This window comes from Mesorhizobium sp. M0293 (genome assembly GCF_040321735.1).
Taxonomy (GTDB): Bacteria; Pseudomonadota; Alphaproteobacteria; order Rhizobiales; family Rhizobiaceae; genus Mesorhizobium.
Map to the genome: position 1 here is coordinate 18,296 of NZ_JAMYSA010000001.1, position 18,881 is coordinate 37,176.

The 18,881-nt window shown below is 63.3% G+C and carries 19 protein-coding genes; 2 read left to right on the forward strand and 17 right to left on the reverse strand.

Annotated features, from left to right (window positions below):
* Nucleotides 1-10: 10 nt before the first annotated feature.
* A complete protein-coding gene (gene aguA / locus NKJ06_RS00095; protein ID WP_352626991.1) occupies nt 11-1,117 on the reverse strand; it encodes an agmatine deiminase in 1,107 nt (368 codons plus the stop codon).
* 211 nt (nt 1,118-1,328) lie between these two features.
* Here aguA and NKJ06_RS00100 point away from each other — a divergent pair, with 211 nt between their 5' ends.
* A complete protein-coding gene (locus NKJ06_RS00100) occupies nt 1,329-1,835 on the forward strand; it encodes an OsmC family protein (protein WP_352626992.1) in 507 nt (168 codons plus the stop codon).
* A 3-nt stretch (nt 1,836-1,838) separates the two neighbouring features.
* On the opposite strand, the gene NKJ06_RS00105 is transcribed toward NKJ06_RS00100, so the two are convergent.
* The 16 genes from NKJ06_RS00105 to rpsF form a co-directional block, all read right to left on the reverse strand.
* Nucleotides 1,839-2,060, reverse strand: a complete 222-nt coding sequence (locus NKJ06_RS00105; RefSeq protein WP_013532531.1) for a hypothetical protein — start codon at nt 2,058-2,060, stop codon at nt 1,839-1,841.
* A 164-nt stretch (nt 2,061-2,224) separates the two neighbouring features.
* Complete coding sequence (locus NKJ06_RS00110) at nt 2,225-2,854, reverse strand: hypothetical protein (RefSeq protein WP_352626994.1); 630 nt, start codon at nt 2,852-2,854, stop codon at nt 2,225-2,227.
* A 76-nt stretch (nt 2,855-2,930) separates the two neighbouring features.
* Nucleotides 2,931-3,677, reverse strand: coding sequence for an SDR family NAD(P)-dependent oxidoreductase (locus NKJ06_RS00115; RefSeq protein WP_352808488.1), 747 nt, complete (start codon nt 3,675-3,677; stop codon nt 2,931-2,933).
* A 350-nt stretch (nt 3,678-4,027) separates the two neighbouring features.
* A complete protein-coding gene (purF, locus tag NKJ06_RS00120) occupies nt 4,028-5,497 on the reverse strand; it encodes an amidophosphoribosyltransferase (protein WP_352626998.1) in 1,470 nt (489 codons plus the stop codon).
* A gap of 105 nt (nt 5,498-5,602) precedes the next feature.
* A complete protein-coding gene (locus tag NKJ06_RS00125; RefSeq protein ID WP_352627000.1) occupies nt 5,603-6,271 on the reverse strand; it encodes a CvpA family protein in 669 nt (222 codons plus the stop codon).
* A gap of 65 nt (nt 6,272-6,336) precedes the next feature.
* Nucleotides 6,337-7,740, reverse strand: a complete 1,404-nt coding sequence (gene radA / locus NKJ06_RS00130) for a DNA repair protein RadA (RefSeq protein WP_352627002.1) — start codon at nt 7,738-7,740, stop codon at nt 6,337-6,339.
* Between the two features lie 222 nt (nt 7,741-7,962).
* Entirely contained in the window at nt 7,963-9,453 is a 1,491-nt protein-coding gene (locus NKJ06_RS00135) for a replicative DNA helicase (protein ID WP_126068580.1), read from the reverse strand.
* A 229-nt stretch (nt 9,454-9,682) separates the two neighbouring features.
* Nucleotides 9,683-10,912, reverse strand: coding sequence for an RNA polymerase sigma factor (locus NKJ06_RS00140; protein WP_352627003.1), 1,230 nt, complete (start codon nt 10,910-10,912; stop codon nt 9,683-9,685).
* A complete protein-coding gene (locus NKJ06_RS00145; RefSeq protein ID WP_352808491.1) occupies nt 10,909-11,274 on the reverse strand; it encodes a YciI family protein in 366 nt (121 codons plus the stop codon). Before NKJ06_RS00145 ends, NKJ06_RS00140 begins: the two co-directional genes overlap by 4 nt.
* Nucleotides 11,275-11,322: 48 nt before the next feature.
* Nucleotides 11,323-12,036 carry a DUF1428 domain-containing protein gene (locus NKJ06_RS00150; protein WP_352627006.1) on the reverse strand — a complete coding sequence of 238 codons (714 nt, stop codon included), beginning with the start codon at nt 12,034-12,036 and terminating at the stop codon, nt 11,323-11,325.
* A 142-nt stretch (nt 12,037-12,178) separates the two neighbouring features.
* Nucleotides 12,179-13,150 (reverse strand): small ribosomal subunit Rsm22 family protein, encoded by a 972-nt coding sequence (locus tag NKJ06_RS00155; protein ID WP_352627007.1) that lies wholly within the window; start codon nt 13,148-13,150, stop codon nt 12,179-12,181.
* Between the two features lies 1 nt (nt 13,151).
* On the reverse strand, nt 13,152-13,475 hold the full coding sequence (locus NKJ06_RS00160) for a YnfA family protein (RefSeq protein ID WP_352627008.1): 324 nt from the start codon (nt 13,473-13,475) through the stop codon (nt 13,152-13,154).
* A gap of 67 nt (nt 13,476-13,542) precedes the next feature.
* Nucleotides 13,543-14,847 carry a cyclopropane fatty acid synthase gene (locus NKJ06_RS00165; RefSeq protein ID WP_352627010.1) on the reverse strand — a complete coding sequence of 435 codons (1,305 nt, stop codon included), beginning with the start codon at nt 14,845-14,847 and terminating at the stop codon, nt 13,543-13,545.
* Between the two features lie 300 nt (nt 14,848-15,147).
* The gene (gene rplI / locus NKJ06_RS00170; RefSeq protein ID WP_352627012.1) at nt 15,148-15,732 is read right to left on the reverse strand and encodes a 50S ribosomal protein L9; all 585 of its coding nucleotides are present in this window, start codon (nt 15,730-15,732) and stop codon (nt 15,148-15,150) included.
* Nucleotides 15,733-15,969: 237 nt separating this feature from the next.
* On the reverse strand, nt 15,970-16,218 hold the full coding sequence (gene rpsR / locus NKJ06_RS00175; RefSeq protein WP_006203718.1) for a 30S ribosomal protein S18: 249 nt from the start codon (nt 16,216-16,218) through the stop codon (nt 15,970-15,972).
* The gene (gene rpsF, locus NKJ06_RS00180; RefSeq protein WP_352627013.1) at nt 16,218-16,718 is read right to left on the reverse strand and encodes a 30S ribosomal protein S6; all 501 of its coding nucleotides are present in this window, start codon (nt 16,716-16,718) and stop codon (nt 16,218-16,220) included. The genes rpsR and rpsF overlap by 1 nt, the downstream gene beginning before the upstream one ends.
* Nucleotides 16,719-17,180: 462 nt before the next feature.
* Between rpsF and NKJ06_RS00185 the strand changes: the two genes are divergently transcribed.
* Complete coding sequence (locus tag NKJ06_RS00185) at nt 17,181-18,836, forward strand: pilus assembly protein TadG-related protein (protein ID WP_352627015.1); 1,656 nt, start codon at nt 17,181-17,183, stop codon at nt 18,834-18,836.
* Nucleotides 18,837-18,881 lie beyond the last annotated feature (45 nt).

Consider the following 18,881-nt stretch of genomic DNA (forward strand, 5'->3'; position numbering starts at 1 on the left):
GCGTCGTCCGTCAACGTCGTTGTGGGGCATAGATCGGCAAGGTGATGCAGGCGACATTCCCTCCGCCCAGCAAGATCTCGCGGGAGTTTTCGATGCCGACTATTCTGTGGTCGGGAAACAGCGTGGCCAGCTTTTGCTTGGCAGTCACGTCGAGATCGCTGCCGAACTGCGGCGCGACGACGACGCTGTTGCCCGGATAGTAGTTGATGTAGCTCGCCGCGATCCGGTTTCCGGCCGGTCGCGCCCAGGTCGAATCGAGCCGGTCCACGCTTTCGCTTTCTTCCGGCGTCATCTCGATCGGCAAGGGATGCGGCAGCCGATGGACCTCGAGCGCACGACCGCGCGCGTCACGGGCCGAACGCAACACCTCCTCGGCTTCCCGCACGATCTCATATTGCGGGTCGTCCCGATTGTCGGTCCAGGTTAGTACGACGACGCCGGGACGCACGAAGCAGCAGACGTCGTCGACATGGCCGTCGGTCTCGTCGAAGGCTAAGCCGCGTGGCAGCCAGATGATGGTGTCGACACCGAGATAGTCGCCAAGCTGCCGCTCCACCTCGGCCTTGCCGAGATGGGCGTTGCGATTTCGGTTGAGCAGGCATTGCTCCGTCGTGATGAGAGTGCGCTGGCCGTCGCACTGTAATCCGCCACCCTCGGCGATCAGCGGCGCCCGATACCGATCCATGTTCTCGATCTCGAGCACCTTTTGCGCCGCCAGGTCATCCAGGTCCCATGGCGCGTAGAGGCCGCCGTCAAAACCGCCATAGGCGTTGAAGATCCAATCGACGCCACGCACATCGCCATGGTCGTTGACGACGAAATTGGGACCGCTGTCGCGCAGCCAGGAATCGTTGGTGGACATCTCCACGACGCGCACATGGCCTGGCAATCGCGCCCGGGCGTTCTGCCATTGGCGAGCGGACGCCGCCACGGTCACCGGCTCGCTTTGCGCGATCGCCGCAGCGACATCGACGAACAGCTTTTGCGCCGGCTTGGCGCCAAGGCGCCAGGTGTCCGGCCGCTCCGGCCAGATCAGCCAGCAGCTTGACTTGGGCTCGAATTCGCCGGGCGCGCGAAACCCATCCTGCTTAGGCTTTGTCGAGAGGGTACGGGGCATCTGGGAACCGCCGGAAAAATGGAGTGACGACTTGCCCGGATCAGACGTTTTTGGAGCCTTGTCCGTCAATGTCCCATTTGGGATATTGTGCGGCGGCGGCCGGCCCATTGCGGCAAGGATGAATGGCATTGCCTTCCCATGGTGATCGGCGCAAATCTCGGCCGGACGGCGTTATGCCGGTGGTGGTAACACTCGACGAAAGGGAGAGCGGATGGATGCGACCGAACTGAAGGCCATGCAGGCGCCGCTGAAGCAGGCCTATCGCGACGACGCTTCGCAGGCCCTGATCACGCTTCGCGCCAAGGGCTCGATCGACGACCAGTCAGTCGCCTGCAAGGTCGAGACGGGCAGGGCGCTCGCCATCGCCGGTCTGCATCCGGCAACCGGCGGCTCAGGCCTTGAACTCTGCTCGGGCGACATGCTGCTGGAGGCCTTGGTGGCCTGCGCCGGGGTGACGCTGAAGGCAGTGGCGACAGCGCTTGAGTTCAAACTCGGCGCCGCCACGGTGGAAGCCGAAGGCGATCTCGATTTTCGCGGCACGCTCGGTGTGGCAAAAGATGCGCCGGTCGGCTTTCGCGCCATCCGGCTCAATTTCAACCTCGGCACCGATGAACCGCAGGAGCGGATAGACTCGCTGCTGAAGCTGACCGAGCGCTATTGCGTGGTGTTCCAGACCATCAGCCAGAAGCCCGAGCTGACGGTTTCAGCGCAGCGCTGATGCTTACTGGGCTGACGGTTCTTCGGCGTCACCCTCGTCGGTGAAGGGCGAGGCGCTCGGCACGCATTGCACCGACCAGCCGGCCGGTGTCGGCTGCTTCTGATATTCGGTGATGGCGGCGGTACACTGTTCGCGCTTGTCGAAGGTGCTGGGCAGCACGACCATGCCTCCCTGCGGGCCGGCGATTACCAGATACCAGACCAACGCTGCTGCGGTCGTAGCCATGGGGATTTCCTCTGCCAGTTGGGCACTTGTTGTGGGAGTCGATGCGATCCTACCAACTCCACGGAAATGACGAAAGCATGACCGCGGCGCAGCCTTCCATCGCCACATCACAGCCGCGTGATGGGGTGACGGGTTCCAGCCTCAATTTTTGACGCCCAATCGGCTCAATTGGTGGCAAAACAATAGAAAAGGCCGTCGCCACCGGTGCCATTCAGCGCCTCCTGGCTGCAGCCGCCGCGCGAGGCGTGCGAGGAATTCCAGGATTTGGCGACCGCCGAATCGTCAAGGCCGGTACGGTCGTGATGACCCATCATCGCGGCCCCCTCGGCACCGCTCATCGTCCAGTCGCCACAGGTCTGGTCGGCGATCTTGGTGCCGTCGGGTTTGGAGCCGGTCAGCATGTCGTGGCGGTTTGGCGTGTCGCCGCGGCCGTTGACCACTTCGCCCTTCTCGTTCAGCGCCGTCTGCTTGGTGATGCCGTTGGCGTCGCTGTGCAGCGAGGTGACGTCGTCGGCGATCTTGACGCCCTTGGCGTTTACCCACGGCCCCTTGCCGATGCGGTCGCGCGCATCGGTGTCGCTGGTCGACAGATAGGCGGCCCAGGTCTTGCCAGTGACGCCGGCGGCTTCCGCCAGCGAAGCGCAATGCGCGTCGGCGCCTTTGAGGCCGCCGAGATCGGCACCTTTGCCGGACCCGACGCTGGTGACGAAGAAGCTCATCGTTGCGTCTTGCGAATAGGCGGAGCCCGCGGCTGCGATCAGGGTAGCGGCGGTGGCGAGAAGCAGTCTGCGCATGGTGTCCTCCGTTTCGACCGGTTACGTCAGAAGAAACGTTGCCGGAGGCTTATTTAATCCATCTCGCAGTCAAGTTTTATTCCGGCTGGCGATAGGCGACGAAGCGATTGTGCTTGGCCTGGAAGATCAAACCTGTCTCTTTCAAATCCGGGCTGGCCAGCGGCACGATGCGTTTGGCGATCTCCGAGGGGTGCGGCAGCGTCTCGGGATCCTCGCCAGGCACCGCCTGCGCCCGCATGGCGGTGCGGGTGGCGCCGGGGTCGGCGGCGTTGACCCTGAGCGGCAGGCTCTGTGTCTCATGCGCCCAGGAGCGCATCATCGTCTCGACCGCCGCCTTGGATGCCGCGTAGGGCGCCCAGAACGCGCGGGCCGAGTGCGCCGCATTAGAGGACAGGATGATCGCTCGTCCGGCGTCGGAGAGCCGCAGCAGCGGGTCGACCGAGCGGATCAGCCGCCATGTCGAAGTGACGTTGATGGTCATCACCTTCTCGAAGGTTTTTGCTTCGACATGGCCGATTGGCGAGATGACCCCGAGCACGCCCGCATTGGCGACGAGAATGTCGAGCTTGCCCCAGCGTTCATGGATGGCGCCGCCCAGCCGGTCGATGCCGGCCATGTCGGCGAGGTCGAGCGGCACCAGTGTCGCCTGGCCGCCGGCTGCCTTGATCTGATCGTCAAGCTCTTCCAGGCCGCCGACAGTGCGCGCCACAGCGACGACATGCGCGCCGGCGGCAGCCAATTCCTTGGCGATGAAGTAGCCGATGCCGCGCGAGGCGCCGGTGATGACCGCAACGCGGCCGGTAAGGTCGAGGGCAGGGGTCAAAGGGCAACTCCGAGGGTTAGCGTTCTAACTCGGACTTGGCTCTGCCTCGTCAGCCTGCATATTTGGCGAAAGCGGAGGTGGGAGCGCAATCTCCCCCCTTGCGGGGGAGATGTCCGGCAGGACAGAGGCGGGTGTGAAGGATCGCCAATTTTCGAAATGATCCGACCCCGAGAGAGAACTCGGCCAAGCGCGCGGCTGGAATTGATGGACAGGATGGAGGGACAGCACCCCCCTCTGCCCTGCCGGGCATCTCCCCCGCAAGGGGGGAGATCGGCTGCTTCGAGGAGGCCGCAACAAAGTGATCGCGGCGAAATTTGCAAGCCGGCGAAATTCACGGTTGCAGCAACGCCCTACGTCCCGCTCGTCGCCAGCAGCGACAGCGTGCGCACATTGTCGTGGCCTTCGAAGTCGAGCAGGCGGGTCGGGTACTGGCCGGTGAAGCAGGCGTCGCAGAATTGCGGCTGGTCGTTGTCGCGGCTGGCTTCGCCGACGGCGCGGTAAAGTCCGTCGATGGTCAGGAACCCAAGCGAGTCAACACGGATGAACTCGGCCATTTCTTCCACAGACATGCGCGATGCCAGAAGCTTCGACTTCTCCGGCGTGTCGACGCCGTAGAAGCAGGAGGCGCGTGTCGGCGGCGAGGCGATGCGCATATGCACTTCCTTGGCACCAGCGTCGCGCACCATCTGCACGATCTTTTGGCTGGTGGTGCCGCGCACGATACTGTCGTCGACCAGCACCACGCGCTTGCCCTCGATCATACGGCGATTGGCGTTATGCTTCAGCTTGACGCCCATATGACGGATCGAATCACCGGGCTGGATGAAGGTGCGGCCGACATAGTGGTTGCGGATGATGCCGAGTTCGAAGGGAATGCCGGCCGCCTGGCTAAAGCCGATCGCCGCCGGCGTGCCCGAATCCGGCACCGGCACGACAATGTCGGCCTCGACCGGGCTTTCGAGCGCCAGCTCGGCGCCGATGCGCTTGCGCACCTCATAGACATTGCGGCCTTCGACCGAGGAATCCGGCCGCGCGAAATAGACATATTCGAAGATGCAGAAGCGGGTCTTCTGCGGTTCGAACGGGAACAGGCTTTCAATGCCCTTGGACGTGACGACGACCATCTCGCCGGGCTTCAGGTCGCGCACGAAACGCGCACCGATGATGTCGAGAGCGCAGGTTTCGGAAGCCAGGATCCAGGCGCCGTCGAGATCGCCCAGCACCAGCGGGCGGATGCCGAGCGGGTCGCGGCAGCCGATCATCTTCTTGGCCGTCATGGCGACCAGCGAGAAGGCGCCCTCGACCTGGCGCACAGCATCGATGAAACGCGAGTTCAAGTCGCGCTCCTTGCTGGTGGCGACGAGGTGCAAAAGCGTCTCGGTGTCGGAGGTGGAGGAGAAGATCGCGCCTTGCTTCTGCAGCGCCCGCTGCACGGTCATCGCGTTGGTCAGATTGCCGTTGTGGGCGACGGCGAAGCCGCCGTCGCCCAATTCGGCGAAGAAGGGCTGGATGTTGCGCATGCCGGCGCCGCCGGTGGTGGCGTAGCGCGTGTGGCCGATGGCGCGGTTGCCTTGCAGGCTGTCGATGACGCGCTGCTTGGTGAAGGTGTCGCCGATCAGGCCGACATGGCGTTCGACATGGAACTGGCTGCCGTCATAGGAAACGATGCCGGCCGCTTCCTGGCCGCGATGCTGGAGCGCATGCAGGCCCAATGTGACGATGGCCGCGGCATCCTGCCGGCCGAAAATGCCGAACACGCCGCATTCGTCGTGGAAATGGTCGTCGGCCTCGGCGGAAAGCACGTCGTCTGCGTCTGCCATCTTAAGCTCCGCTAAAATCGCCATATAATGCGGGTTCGCGTCGAAAGCAACGCGCGCCGTGCAGCCGTTCACACCATCGTCAATTCCCAGCGCGCATTTCCGGCGTCAGTTTGCCGGTGCAGCCGGTGCTGGATTGGCCGGGGCGTTGTCCGCCGGCGGTGTTGCGTCATTGTCGTCGGGTGCCGGCGTGTTGGCATCGTCGCCACCTGATGGCGCATCCGCCGCCGGTGCGTCCGGAGCCGCGGGCGTCTCGACGGCCGGCTGATTCGGATTGAGCTTTTTCAGGATGGCGTTTTCCGGGTCTTCGGGCAGCAGGCTTTCGAGCTTGGCGCCGATCTGCTCGAGCAGCGGCCGCGACTTGGCCTCCGTGACCCAGGCCGGTGCCTTGGCGCCGGCCAGCCAGTTGAAAAACAGCAGCGCGACGGCAACGACCAGGATGCCGCGCGCGGCGCCGTAAAGGAAACCCAGCGTACGGTCGAGCGCGCCGATCCGGGAATCGATGATCCAGTCGGCGAGCTTCATGGTGATGACCGACACGACGATCAGCGCGATGATGAAGACCACGCCCGCGGCGGCCGCCATGGCGACCTTTTCATTCTCGATGTAGGGCGCGAGGTAAGGCACAACCGGCTTGTAAAAGAAGAATGCCGCCGCTGCCGCTGCTGCCCAGGAGACGACGGACAGGATTTCGCGCGAGAAGCCGCGAACCATGGCGAGCATCGCCGAGACCAGAGTGAAGCCGACGAGAATTCCGTCAAGCAGCGTAATCGGCATGTCTTTCGCCCCACTCCATGAGCCGCATTATAGCGCGGAGCATCGGTTTTTTTGGGTCCGATGCTCTAGTCTTCCTCGTCCACGCGGCTTCGGCGTGAGCCGGCTATGCGTGCCACGAGGTCGGCAAGCTCGGTCGGCTGGAAAGAACCGGCCCCGATCCCCCCGGCCAGTTCCCCGCTGCCCGAGGGCAGAACCGCGCTTCCAAAACCCAGCTTTTCGGCTTCCTTGAGGCGCTGTTGCGCATGCGCAACCGGCCTCACGGCGCCCGAAAGGCTGATTTCGCCGAAATAGACGCAATCGGCGGGAAGGGCAAGGCCGGTGAGCGAGGAAACCAAGGCCGCCGCCACTGCCAAATCCGCTGCGGGCTCCGAAATGCGATAGCCGCCGGCGACGTTGAGGTAGACATCGTGGCTGCCGAAGCGCACGCCGCAATGGGCTTCGAGAACCGCCAGGGTCATCGACAGCCGGGCGCCATCCCAGCCGACGACGGCGCGGCGCGGCGTGCCGAGTGAGGAGGGCGCCACCAGCGCCTGGATCTCGACCAGCACCGGCCTTGTCCCCTCCATGCCGGCGAAAACCGCGGCGCCCGGCGATTTCGCATGGCGTTCGCCAAGAAAAAGCTCGGACGGGTTGGCGACCTCGCGCAGGCCCTTGTCCGACATTTCGAAGACGCCGATCTCGTCGGTCGGTCCAAAACGGTTCTTCACCGTGCGCAGGATACGATAGTGATGGCCGCCTTCGCCTTCGAAGTAGAGCACGGCGTCGACCATATGCTCGACGACACGCGGCCCGGCGATCTGGCCTTCCTTGGTGACATGGCCGACCAGCACGATCGCCGCCCCCGTGGATTTCGCATAGCGGATCATCGCCTGCGCGGCGGCGCGCACCTGGGTGACGGTGCCCGGCGCCGAATCGGCGAGGTCGGTCCACAGCGTCTGGATCGAATCGAGGATGACGAGGTCGGGCCGCTTGCCGTCGGCTATCGTGGCGAGGATGTCTTCGACATTGGTCTCGGCGGCAAGCTCCACCGGAGAGGAGGCGACACCAAGCCGTTGCGCCCGCAGCCTGATCTGCGCGACCGCCTCTTCGCCCGAGACATAGACGATGCGGTGGCCCTTTGACGCCAGTGCGGCGGCCGCCTGGGTGAGCAGCGTCGATTTGCCGATGCCAGGATCGCCGCCGACCAGCAGCGCCGAGCCGCGCACGAAACCACCGCCGGTGGCGCGATCGAGTTCGCCGATGCCCGAAATGATACGCGGCGCATCCTCGATATCGCCGGACAGCGTGGTTAGCACCACGGCGCGCCCCTTGCGGGCGTTGCGCGTGTTGGCCGGACCGGAGCCGATGCCGCCGGCCGTGCCTTCCTCGACCAGCGTGTTCCACTCGCCGCAGGCATCGCATTTGCCGGCCCAGCGCTGATGCACCGATCCGCAACTCTGGCAGATGAATTGCACGCGCGATTTGGCCATCAGAGGGGTGCCGGGTGGTGACAGGTTAGCGGGACAGCGCCCCCCTCTGGCCTGCCGGCCATCTCTCCCTCAAGGGGGGAGATTTGCAGCTTCGGCGCTTGCGCCTTCTTTTCAGCGTCAAAAATTGGCGAAAGTGTCGATGACATCCGATCTCCCCCCTGGAGGGGGAGATGTCCGGCAGGACAGAGGGGGGCGCGAAGGAACGAGACCTTTCTCAATCGGTCACTCGAACCTTTCGGGCAGATGATGCTCCTCGGCAAGGTCGGAGAAGCGGGTGAACTCGCCTTGGAAGGCAAGGCTGACGGTGCCGGTCGGTCCATGGCGCTGCTTGGCGATGATCACTTCGGCCTTGCCCTGGACCTCGACCATCTTCGTTTCCCAGGCGAGGTGCTCGGGCGTGCCTTTCTCCGGCTCCTTGTTCTTGATGTAATATTCCTCGCGGTACACGAACAGCACGACGTCGGCGTCCTGCTCGATGGAACCTGATTCGCGCAAGTCGGACAGCTGCGGATGCTTGTCGTCGCGGCTTTCGACCTGACGCGAGAGCTGTGAGAGGGCGATGATCGGCACGCCGAGCTCCTTGCCCAGCGCCTTCAGCCCGGTGGTGATCTCGGTGATTTCCTGGACGCGGTTCTGAGATGCCTTCGCGGATGAGCCCTGCATCAGCTGGATATAGTCGATGACCATCAGATCCAGCCCGCGCTGTCGCTTGAGGCGGCGGGCGCGAGCTGCAAGCTGAGCAATCGAAATGCCGCCCGTTTGGTCGATGTAGAGCGGGCGCTTGTGGTTCTCCTGCGTGTAGGCGACAAGCTTGCCGAAATCGGCTTCCGTCAGGTCGCCGCGCCTGATTTTCGATGACGGGATCTCGGTCTGCTCGGAGATGATGCGGGTGGCCAGCTGCTCCGACGACATTTCGAGCGAGAAGAAGCCGACGACGCCGCCATTGGCCGCCTTGACGGAGCCGTCCGCCTGCTGTGCGGGCTCGTAGGCGGCAGCGATGTTATAGGCGATGTTGGTGGCCAGCGACGTCTTGCCCATGCCCGGACGGCCGGCGATGATGATCAAATCCGATGGCTGCAGGCCGCCCATGCGGTGGTCGAGATCGCGCAGGCCGGTGGCAATGCCGGACAGGTGGCCATCGCGCATATAGGCGGCACTGGCCATGTCGACGGCGTTCTTCAACGCATCGGAAAAACTTTCAAACCCGCCATCGTAGCGGCCGTTTTCGGCCAGTTCGAACAGGCGGCGCTCGGCGTCCTCGATCTGTTCGCCGGGTGCCATGTCGACCGGCGCGTCGTAAGCGATGTTGACCATGTCCTCGCCGACGGTGATCAGCGCGCGGCGCGTGGCAAGATCATAGATGGCGCGGCCATAATCGGTGGCGTTGACGACGGTGACGGCCTCGACCGCCAGCCGCACGACATATTGCGCCATTGTCATGTCGCCGACCTTCTCGTCGGCCGGCAGGAAGGTTTTCAGCGTGATCGGCGTCGCGACCTTGCCCATGCGGATGAACTCGGACGCCACCTCAAAGATCTTGCGGTGCAGCGGCTCATAGAAATGGCTGGCTTTGAGGAAGTCCGAGACGCGGTAGAAGGCATCGTTGTTGACGAGGATGGCGCCGAGCAGCGCCTGCTCGGCCTCGATGTTGTTTGGCGCTTCACGATAAAGCGGTGTTTCCGCGACGCCGAATTTTCGCGCTGCTTCTGCCATGATGTCCCCGATTAAAAATCCCGGCTTTTCGATATCAGAACGTGACAAGTCCCATGCTGACTTATCTGCACCAGTGCCTGTCCAATCAGCTTTGATACCCGCGATTCACAGCCGAGTTTTTTCGGTGGAAAGAATCACGATTGACTCGAATCGAAAGAACGATCGTAGCGCATTTACAGGGAGAACAAAACGGGAAAACAAGCAACGGTGGCCTATGCAGCCACTGGGCTCAAAGCCGACTGAGTCGCCTCTCGATGAAACGGCGTTCCGCCGGTTGCCGGGTCAACTCAAGCGCCCGCCGATAGGAGGTTTTTGCCGCATCACCCAAGCCAAGCCTGCGCTGCATGTCTGCCCGTGCGGCATGCGCGAGATGGTAGCCGTCGAGGCCGCCTTGTCCCATGACCGTCTCGATTGCCGCCAGTCCGGCCTGCGGGCCGTCGCGCATGCCTATGGCCGCAGCGCGGTTGAGTGCCACAATAGGCGAGGGGTCGACGCGACTCAGCACGTCGTAAAGCGCGACGATCTGTACCCAGTCGGTCTCGGTCGTACCTGCCGCGTCGGCATGCACGGAAGCAATCGCTGCCTGCAGGATATAAGGTCCGATGCGGCGCGAGGCGATCGCCTGGCCGATCAGGCCGTCGGCCTCGGCGATCAGCGCACGGTCCCACAGCGTGCGGTCCTGGTCCTCCAGCAGCACGAGATCGCCGGCAGGGTCGACCCGCGTTGCGCGCCGCGCCTCATGCAGCAGCATCAGGGCGAGCAGGCCTTGCGCCTCCGGTTGGTCGAGCAGTTCAACCATCAGCCGGCCGAGCCGGATCGCCTCGGCGCAGAGATCGGCCCGTGTCAGGTTCGGCCCCTCGGTTGCCGCGTAGCCCTCGTTGAAGATCAGATAGATCACCTGCAGCGCGCTCTCGAGCCGCGCCGGCAATTCACCGCGGTCGGGCACTTCGTAGGGGATCGCCTCGTCACGGATCTTGGCCTTGGCCCGCACGATGCGCTGGGCGATGGTCGGTGCGGGCGTCAGATAGGCGCGGGCGATCTCTTCTGTGGTCAAGCCACCCACTTCGCGCAGTGTCAGGGCGATGCGTGCATCCGGTGTCAGCGCCGGATGGCAGCAGACGAAAATGAGCCGCAATTCGTCGTCCTGGATGTCTTCCGCAAGGGCCGGCTCAGGTGTCGGCTCGGCCAGGGCCGTGAGCTCCGGTAGAGCCCCTGCCAGCCGCGCTTCCCGGCGCCAGCGGTCGATGGTTCGGAAGCGGCCTGCCGAGACCAGCCAGGAATAGGGATTGGCTGGCACGCCCTGGCGCGGCCATTGTTCGGCGGCAGCAGTGAAGGCCTCATGCAAGGCCTCCTCCGCCGCGTCGAAACCGCCGAGCAGGCGGATCAAGGTCGCCAGCACACGCCGTGCCTCGGTGCGGTAGGCCGCCTCCAGGGCGTCGCGCGGGCTGGCGGTGCTCACAGCACCGGCGGCGGCTGGCTGAAGTCGACGACCGGGCGGACTTCGACGAAGCCGATCGTTGCCAGCGGATGACCGCTCGCCACCCGCACGGCTTCGTTGAGGTCGCGGGCTTCGATGACGATGATGCCGCCCAGTATCTCCTTGGTCTCCATGAACGGGCCGTCGACAGACGACATCTTGCCGTCGCGGACCTGCACGGTCATTGCCTCTTCGGGCAGCACAAGGGCCTCGCCGGTAACGAAATGGCCGCTGGCCTTGAGCACGTCGTCATATCCGGCGCATTCGGCGAGCGCGGCATTGGCTTGCGGGCTACCGCCGAACAGCGTCTTGGGGTGGAAGTAGATGAGACAGGCGTAACGCATGGTGGGTTTCCTTATCTTGATACCTGGGCTCAGGCGTCATTCTTGGGTTCAGGCGTCGAGGATCGTGGCGAAGCCGCCATGGACCCGTCGCTGGTTGTCGTAGGGCATGGCGTCGGCATACATGCGCGGATCGGCAATCACCTTCTTCCAGGCTTCGTCGCGCACCTGCTTCGACGGCCATTCGACCCAGGCATAGACGACCACCTCGTCGCCCGTCGCTTTCACGGCGCCACGGTAATCCGTGATCTTGCCGTCGGGAACATCGTCGCCCCAGGCTTCGACGACGCGGGTTGCGCCATGTTCCTTGATCACCGCGGCCTGCTTCGCCGCCACTGCAAAGTAAGCTTGCTTGTTGGCGGCCGACACCGGCACCAGCGAGCCATCGATGTAGCCGGTCTTGCTGGTCGTGTTCAGGTCGATGAACGGCGTGAAGCCGCCGATGATCATGCGCTGGCCGTCAAAGGGCATGGGCGCACCGATCTCCGCCATGCGCGGATCGCTCATCATCGCGTGATAGGCCGCGTCCGCGGCCGCCTTGTCCGCATATTCGTGCCATGAAAAGGTGATGACCTCATCCGACTTTGCCTTCACGGCACCTCTGAAGTCGGTGATCTTGCCGCCGGGCACGTCATCGCCCCATCCTTCGACCATGCGGGTGGTGCCGAACTCCTTCAGCACCGATGCCGCCTTGGCAACAAAGTTGCGATAGGCTTCCTTGTTGGCGGCAGGCACCGCGGCGACAAATCCTGCGATATAGCTCATTGCGTTTTCTCCTGTTGGCTGATGCCGTTTGACACTCTTGGCGTCTCGAAAGGTCCGAGAACGCCAATGGTCGAACGGCACGGCCCGGATTCGACATCGCTCCGAAATTTTTCTTCGGCGTGGTCCCAAACGCCACTGCCGCCTATTCGGAAGCCAGCCTGTCGCCCCAGTCCAGCCGCCGGGCGAGCTTGAAATCGGCGCCGTCGCGCTTGGTGAACAAGCGCTCGGCGGCGGTACCATCCTCCTGACAGAGCTTGAGCAGAACCTTGCCGGAGCCGGATTTCGGCGGCGCAAGAACCCGTGCCCGGTTCGAGGTGGGTCCATAGCGGGAAGCCGCGACATAGATGAATTTCTCGTCCTCCCATGGCACATCGGCATCCTTGGCCAGCCGGTGCAGGCGCGAGCGGGCGACTCGGCGGGAGAAATGGCACCAGTCGGGCTGGGCGAGCGGGCAGGGCGCCTGATGCGGGCAAGGGGCAATCACATGCGCGCCCGCCTCGATCAGCTGCCGGCGCACGGCAAGGATGCGCTGCCATCCGGCTGGCGTACCCGGCTCGACGATGAGCAGCGTGTCGGCGGTGAGCTGCCAGAGCCGGTCGATGAGTTTCGGTAGCGATGCCGGAACAATTTCGTCCAACACATAGGCGCACGTCACCAGATCGGCTGGCTTGAGGCCGGCGAGGTCGACGGTGGCGTCGCCGGCCAGCCAACTGGTCTGGGCGGTGATCGCGTCGGCGGCAAGTGCCTCGCCGACCTTGCGCACTGTGGCACTGGCTTCGAACAACACCGCCTGTTCGAGATCCGGCCACTGATCGGCCGTGGCCCAAAGCACCGTACCAGGGCCGGCCCCGACATCGAGCAGACTCTTGGGTTGAAAGTCGGGCTTGGCGTCGCTCAGCGCGTCGAGGCTGGCGCGGATCGCGGCATAGGTCGCCGGCAACCGCGTCGCCAGATAGGCCTTCACCGCCAGATCTTCCGCCATGTGCAGACGACCGTCGCGCAATTCGGCACGATAACGGTCGGAAAGCGTTTTTGCCGCTTGCTTCAGTGTCGCCAGCGGAATGTTTTCGAGCAGACGCTCGACACCCTGGCGAAGTTGGGCCGGCAGTTCCATCTCACGCGCCCCGAGGGGCGAGAAGGATCACCGAAGCGCCGGCAATACAGAGCGCTGCTCCGGCAAAATCCCAGCGGTCGGGGCGCATGCCCTCCACCAGCCACAACCAGGCAAGCGACGCCGCAATGTAGATGCCGCCATAGGCTGCATAGGCACGGCCGGCTGCTGACGTGTCGACTAGCGCCAGCAGGAAACCGAACAGAGCGAGCGAGGCGAGACCGGGCAGCAGCCACAGCGGCGACTTTTCCAACCGCCACCAGGCCCAGAACGAAAAGCAGCCGGCGATCTCGGCCAGAGCGGCGGCGGCATAGAAGACATACGTCATGAAAAAGGTCCCGAGACGATCACGGGACCTTTTTCAGTGCAGGCGCCGGCAATGGCAAGCGACAATGCTATTCCTGGTCCGCAACCTTGCGGCGCCGAACTGGCCTGGCTGCAGGGTTCTTTTTGACCGGTACCGTTTCGCGATGCCCCATATCGCGCATCTCAAGCGCTTTCTCGCACTTGGCCATGTAGTCGCGCGACACTGGCAGCGTGTCGTTCTTCTTGGCGATCTGAATCTGGAAGATCACGAGGTCCTGCCAGCGGAAAGCGGCTTCCGAGGCGGCCAGGTAGAACTCCCACATGCGACAGAAGCGCTCGTCATAGATTGCCTTGGCCTTGTCGCGGTTGGCGGCGAAGCGCTGGCCCCAGTGCTTCAGCGTGTCGGCATAGTGGAGCCGCAGGATCTCGACGTCGGTGACGACAAGGCCCGACTTCTCGATCGCCGGCATGACTTCCGAAAGCGCGGGGATGTAGCCGCCCGGGAAGATGTATTTGCGGATGAAGGCACTGGTCGCCCACGGCACGCCGGAACGGCCGATCGTGTGCAACAGCATGACGCCATCCGGCTTGAGCAGCGTCGCGCTCTTGTCGAAGAAGGTGCGGTAGTGGTTGACGCCGACGTGCTCGAACATGCCGACCGAGACGATACGGTCGAAGCGCTCGTTGAGCTCGCGGTAGTCCTTGAGTTCGAAATGCACGCGGCTTTCCAACCCTTGCGCGTGCGCCCGGTCGGTGGCGACACCATGCTGCTCGGTCGACAGCGTCACGCCTTGCACGTCGACGTCGAACGCCTTGGCGAGGTAGAGGCCGAGTCCGCCCCAGCCGGAGCCGATGTCGAGCACCGTCTGGCCGGCCTTCAGCCGGAGCTTGGCGGCGATGTGGCGCTTCTTGGCGGACTGCGCTTCGTCGAGCGTCATGTCCGGCTGCTCGAAATAGGCGCAGGAGTACTGCATGTCCTCGTCGAGGAAGAGCCGGTAGAGATCGCCCGACAGATCGTAGTGGCGCTGCACGTTGCGGCGCGAGCGCGAGGCGGTGTTGATCTGCTGCAGGCGGCGGAAGGCGTGGCGCAGGCCTTCGATGGCCTTCGACCAGGTGGCGTCGATGCCGCCGCTGCCCATGTTCTGAAAGGCGATGCGCATCACACCCAGCACGCCGCCTTCGAGGATGTCGAGTTCGCCGTCCATGTAGGCTTCAGGCACCGCCAACATCGGATCGAAGGTGATGGCGCGCTCGGCATGCGCGGTCTTGATGTGCATGTGCACCGGTTCGCCGCTGCCGTCGCCGAAAACCACCGTCGCGCCCTTGGGGCCGGTTACCCTGAGGTTGCCGGTGCGCACCAGGCGGTCGAGAACGCGCTTCAACAGAATATTCATGACCAAATGTCCCCTCTCGGCCAGACAGGCTGTCTTGGCGCGTGACCCGAAAATCGGAATCGATTTTCATCGGGGATCTTGCGCCGAACCAAAGCTGCACAGCGTCATTTGCGCGGCCAAAGGACGCGCGACGCTATAGTCTGCAACAATATATAGGGGTTCGAAAAGTTCCATTTGGCATAAAAAAGCCCGGGCGCGAGGCCCGGGCGTTGGTCCAGTATGGCTGGATGCCGGCAAAGTGATCGGAGCGTAGCTCCGATCGGGATCAGAGCACAGCTCCAATGGTCTTGCGACGTATGATCAGGCGTTGTCTTCGCCGCCCTCGAACTCGGTGTTCGGGTCGAAGAAGTTTTCCGGCCGGGCATTGTCGTTGATGTCGTCGCCATAGATGGCTTCGGCGGTGGTCAGCGTCTCGCCCTTGGCCTGGCGCTCGGCTTCGTCAGCCGTGCGGGCGATGTTGAGCGTGACGGTGACCTCAACTTCCGGATGCAGCGCGATCGCCACATTGGTGACGCCGATGGTCTTGATCGGCTGGTTGAGCAGGATCTGGTTGCGGTTGATCGAAAAACCTTCCGCCGTCAGCAGATCGGCGATGTCGCGGGTCGAAACGGAGCCGTAAAGCTGCCCGGTTTCACCGGCGGAGCGAACGGCGACGAAGCTCTTGCCGTCGAGCTTTTCGGCGACTTGGCTGGCTTCCGATTTGCGCTCGAGGTTGCGGGCTTCGAGCTGGGCGCGCTGGCCTTCGAACTTTTTCTTGTTGGCTTCGTTGGCGCGCAGCGCCTTGCCCTGCGGCAGCAGGAAGTTACGGGCAAAGCCGTCCTTGACCTTGACGGTATCGCCCATCTGGCCGAGGCGGGAAACGCGTTCGAGAAGAATGACTTCCATGGTTTTGTTCCTTTGGTTGGGCGCCAATCGATCGATGAGATCGACGCCGAATGTCTCGGAACAGGTCAGGAAGCTTGAGCGCCCGGGGCGCTGGTGTCGCTGTCCTGCCTGTCGCGGCAGTTAGAGGTTTTTGACCTCAACCCGGGATTTGTTGTTCAACCCTGCGGCGCCCGTCGCCGTGGGAGAAGAGCGGGCGGCGAACCGCCCGCATGTTAGATCATGGTCAAACTAAAAGTCTTAGCGAACCACGTAGGGCAGCAGGCCGAGGAAGCGGGCGCGCTTGATCGCCTTGGCGAGTTCGCGCTGCTTCTTCTGGCTGACGGCAGTGATGCGCGACGGCACGATCTTGCCGCGCTCGGAAATGTAGCGCTGCAGGAGACGCACGTCCTTGTAGTCGATCTTGGGCGCGTTGGCGCCGGAGAACGGGCAGGTCTTGCGGCGGCGATGGAACGGGCGCCGGGTCGGGATCTGATTGATGTCGACCATTATTCTGCACCCCCTTCAAAGCCTTCGCGCGGACGGCGCGGACCACGATCGGCACCGGCGTCGCCGAACGAGCGCGGCGGACGATCGCCACGGTCGCCGCGATCACGGTCGCCGAACGAGCGCGGACCACGATCGCCACGGTCGCGGTCGCCGAAGCCGCCGCGTTCCGAGCGCTCTTCGCGCTTCTGCATCATGGCCGACGGGCCTTCCTCATGCGCCTCGACCTTGATGGTCAGGAAACGCAGCACGTCTTCGGACAGGCCCATCTGGCGCTCCATCTCGTTGAGCGCGGCCGCCGGGCAATTCAGGTCCATCAGCGTGTAGTAAGCCTTCCGGTTCTTGTTGACCCGGTAGGTGAGGGACTTCAGTCCCCAGTTCTCGACCCGGCCGACGGACCCGCCATTCGCGGAGATGACACTCTTGTACTGTTCGACAAGCGCATCGACCTGCTGCTGCGAGAGGTCCTGCCGGGCAAGAAACACATGTTCGTAAAGAGCCATTATGTCTTATGCCTTTCTTCGTTTCTCTCCCGGTTCCCGGCGGCAAAAGCCTCTGCAACTTCTCTGACCCGCAAACCCTGCAAGGGCACGGGGAAGAAAGGAGCATCACGAGACGGTCGAGAGCGGAGACACGGGAGGCGGAAGCACTTCTGGCTTCACACGAAGGTTTTCGAAAAAACCTCCGGCCCTCCGTTCAGCCCCCAGCAAGGACCGGCAGATTGCGGGCGTCTATATAGCAATCCGGCCACAACGCAAGGGCAAGCGGGCATTCTCCTGTGTCGCAGGAGGAAAAACGAGCAGCAACAGTGGCCGGAGTTTGTGGTTTCCGGCAACCGCGTCTTAACCACAATGTCAGGTTGTGCGGAGTTGAAACCTCGCCGTCAACGGTCGATTCATCATGGGAGGCGCAGAAGCCAGATAACCCGTGCACAAAAAGCGCGGCAAGCATTTCCGGGGGTAAGGATGCTTCTCAACAAATTCTGGCGCTCGACGAGCGGCAATTTCACGCTTGTGCTGGGACTGGGCTTGCCGGTCATCCTGACGGCTGTCGCTTTTGCAACCGATGTCTCCACCCTGATGCGGGCCAAGAGCAATCTGCAGAATGCCCTCGATGCGGCAAACCTTGCCTCTTCGCATCTTGGCGATCTCGACATCACCCGCAACGATGCCTTCAACCGCTATTTCCAGGCCAACATCGTCGGGCACGGCGAACTCGGCAATGCGCAGGCGACGTTGACCGTCGACAAGGGCGTCAATTTCGTCAAGACAAAGGCGGTTGCCACGGCGGACGTCAATCTGAACTTCGCCTTCCTGTTCGGCGACAGCAAGCACATCGCGGTCGATGCCTCCGCCGTCGAATCGAACAATCAGCTCGAAGTCGTGCTGGTGCTGGACAACACCGGCTCCATGGCCGGCGCCCGCATGACGGCGCTGAGGACGGCGACCAAATCATTGCTCGACACTCTCGAGGCATCGAAATCGCCGACGCGCAAGATCCGCGCCTCGCTGGTTCCATTCGTCACGGCCGTCAACGTCGATGGCGATGGATTCGACCCGTCCTGGATCGACATGGACGGCAAGTCCTCCACCAACGGCGTCAATTTCCCGGTCATCGACGGCAAGCGGCCGGACCACATGGCGCTGTTCAAGCAGCTTCAGCAGGATGTGCCCGTCGGCAAACGGACAGGCTGGAATAGCACTGGATGGAAAGGCTGCGTGGAAGCGCGGCCGGGCACCTACAACATTTCGGACACGCCGCCCGATCCGACCAGGCCCGACACGCTGTTCGTTCCATACTTCGCGCCCGACGATCCGGCGAACGCCACGAAGCCGTCGGGCTCCTACGGCAACTCTGCCACCGGCTACAACAATTCCTATCTCGACGACATCAGCGACAAGACCAAACTTGCCCAGTCGGGCGTTAATATTCTCGGCATTGACCTGAGCAGGCTGCTTGGACCGGTCGTCAACCTGCTGCTTAGGGCAGACCTCGAAAAGATCGCCAAATATGTCGCGCCCGCCAACAAGCTGATCACGGAGACCGGCACCGCCATCACCGTTGGCCCAAATCGTTCCTGCCCGACTCCCGTCGTTCCCCTGACCGACGATTTCGACAAGCTGCGCAAGGCGGCCAGCGAGATGACCGAATGGAACGGTTCAGGCACCAATGTTTCGGAAGGCCTGTCATGGGGCATGCGGGTACTGTCACCCACCGCGCCGTACACCGATGGAGCGCCGTGGAAGACACCCGGCATCAGCAAGATCGTGCTGTTGCTCACCGACGGCGAGAACGTCGTTTACGGGGCCAGCAGCCAGCCGACGAAGTCCGACTATACATCTTATGGCTACCTGGCCGGCGGCCGTTTCGGATCGGACAACCAGACGACCGCGGCGCGCAATGTCGATGGTTGGACCAAAAGCGTTTGCACGCAATTGAAGGACGAGGGCGTGCAAATCTACACCATGGTGCTGCAATCCGACACCGCCGCCAACCGCGCGCTCTACAGCGCCTGCGCATCGGATCCGGCCAATTATTATGCAGTCAGCGATCCGACCAAATTGCCGGACGTTTTCCAGCAGATCGCCAACAAGTTCTCGAAGTTGCAATTGACGAATTGAATACTCACCGGAGAGAGTCGATCCGGCTCCTGACGGGATCGATCG

What these genes read in the sequence shown, in the direction of transcription:
- aguA (WP_352626991.1), bottom strand. Translation starts at nt 1,117, where the DNA reads ATGCCCCGTACCCTCTCGACAAAGCCTAAGCAGGATGGGTTTCGCGCG.
- NKJ06_RS00100 (WP_352626992.1), top strand. Translation starts at nt 1,329, where the DNA reads ATGGATGCGACCGAACTGAAGGCCATGCAGGCGCCGCTGAAGCAGGCC.
- NKJ06_RS00105 (WP_013532531.1), bottom strand. Translation starts at nt 2,060, where the DNA reads ATGGCTACGACCGCAGCAGCGTTGGTCTGGTATCTGGTAATCGCCGGC.
- NKJ06_RS00110 (WP_352626994.1), bottom strand. Translation starts at nt 2,854, where the DNA reads ATGCGCAGACTGCTTCTCGCCACCGCCGCTACCCTGATCGCAGCCGCG.
- purF (WP_352626998.1), bottom strand. Translation starts at nt 5,497, where the DNA reads ATGGCAGACGCAGACGACGTGCTTTCCGCCGAGGCCGACGACCATTTC.
- NKJ06_RS00125 (WP_352627000.1), bottom strand. Translation starts at nt 6,271, where the DNA reads ATGCCGATTACGCTGCTTGACGGAATTCTCGTCGGCTTCACTCTGGTC.
- radA (WP_352627002.1), bottom strand. Translation starts at nt 7,740, where the DNA reads ATGGCCAAATCGCGCGTGCAATTCATCTGCCAGAGTTGCGGATCGGTG.
- NKJ06_RS00135 (WP_126068580.1), bottom strand. Translation starts at nt 9,453, where the DNA reads ATGGCAGAAGCAGCGCGAAAATTCGGCGTCGCGGAAACACCGCTTTAT.
- NKJ06_RS00145 (WP_352808491.1), bottom strand. Translation starts at nt 11,274, where the DNA reads ATGCGTTACGCCTGTCTCATCTACTTCCACCCCAAGACGCTGTTCGGC.
- NKJ06_RS00150 (WP_352627006.1), bottom strand. Translation starts at nt 12,036, where the DNA reads ATGAGCTATATCGCAGGATTTGTCGCCGCGGTGCCTGCCGCCAACAAG.
- NKJ06_RS00155 (WP_352627007.1), bottom strand. Translation starts at nt 13,150, where the DNA reads ATGGAACTGCCGGCCCAACTTCGCCAGGGTGTCGAGCGTCTGCTCGAA.
- NKJ06_RS00160 (WP_352627008.1), bottom strand. Translation starts at nt 13,475, where the DNA reads ATGACGTATGTCTTCTATGCCGCCGCCGCTCTGGCCGAGATCGCCGGC.
- NKJ06_RS00165 (WP_352627010.1), bottom strand. Translation starts at nt 14,847, where the DNA reads ATGAATATTCTGTTGAAGCGCGTTCTCGACCGCCTGGTGCGCACCGGC.
- rplI (WP_352627012.1), bottom strand. Translation starts at nt 15,732, where the DNA reads ATGGAAGTCATTCTTCTCGAACGCGTTTCCCGCCTCGGCCAGATGGGC.
- rpsR (WP_006203718.1), bottom strand. Translation starts at nt 16,218, where the DNA reads ATGGTCGACATCAATCAGATCCCGACCCGGCGCCCGTTCCATCGCCGC.
- rpsF (WP_352627013.1), bottom strand. Translation starts at nt 16,718, where the DNA reads ATGGCTCTTTACGAACATGTGTTTCTTGCCCGGCAGGACCTCTCGCAG.
- NKJ06_RS00185 (WP_352627015.1), top strand. Translation starts at nt 17,181, where the DNA reads ATGCTTCTCAACAAATTCTGGCGCTCGACGAGCGGCAATTTCACGCTT.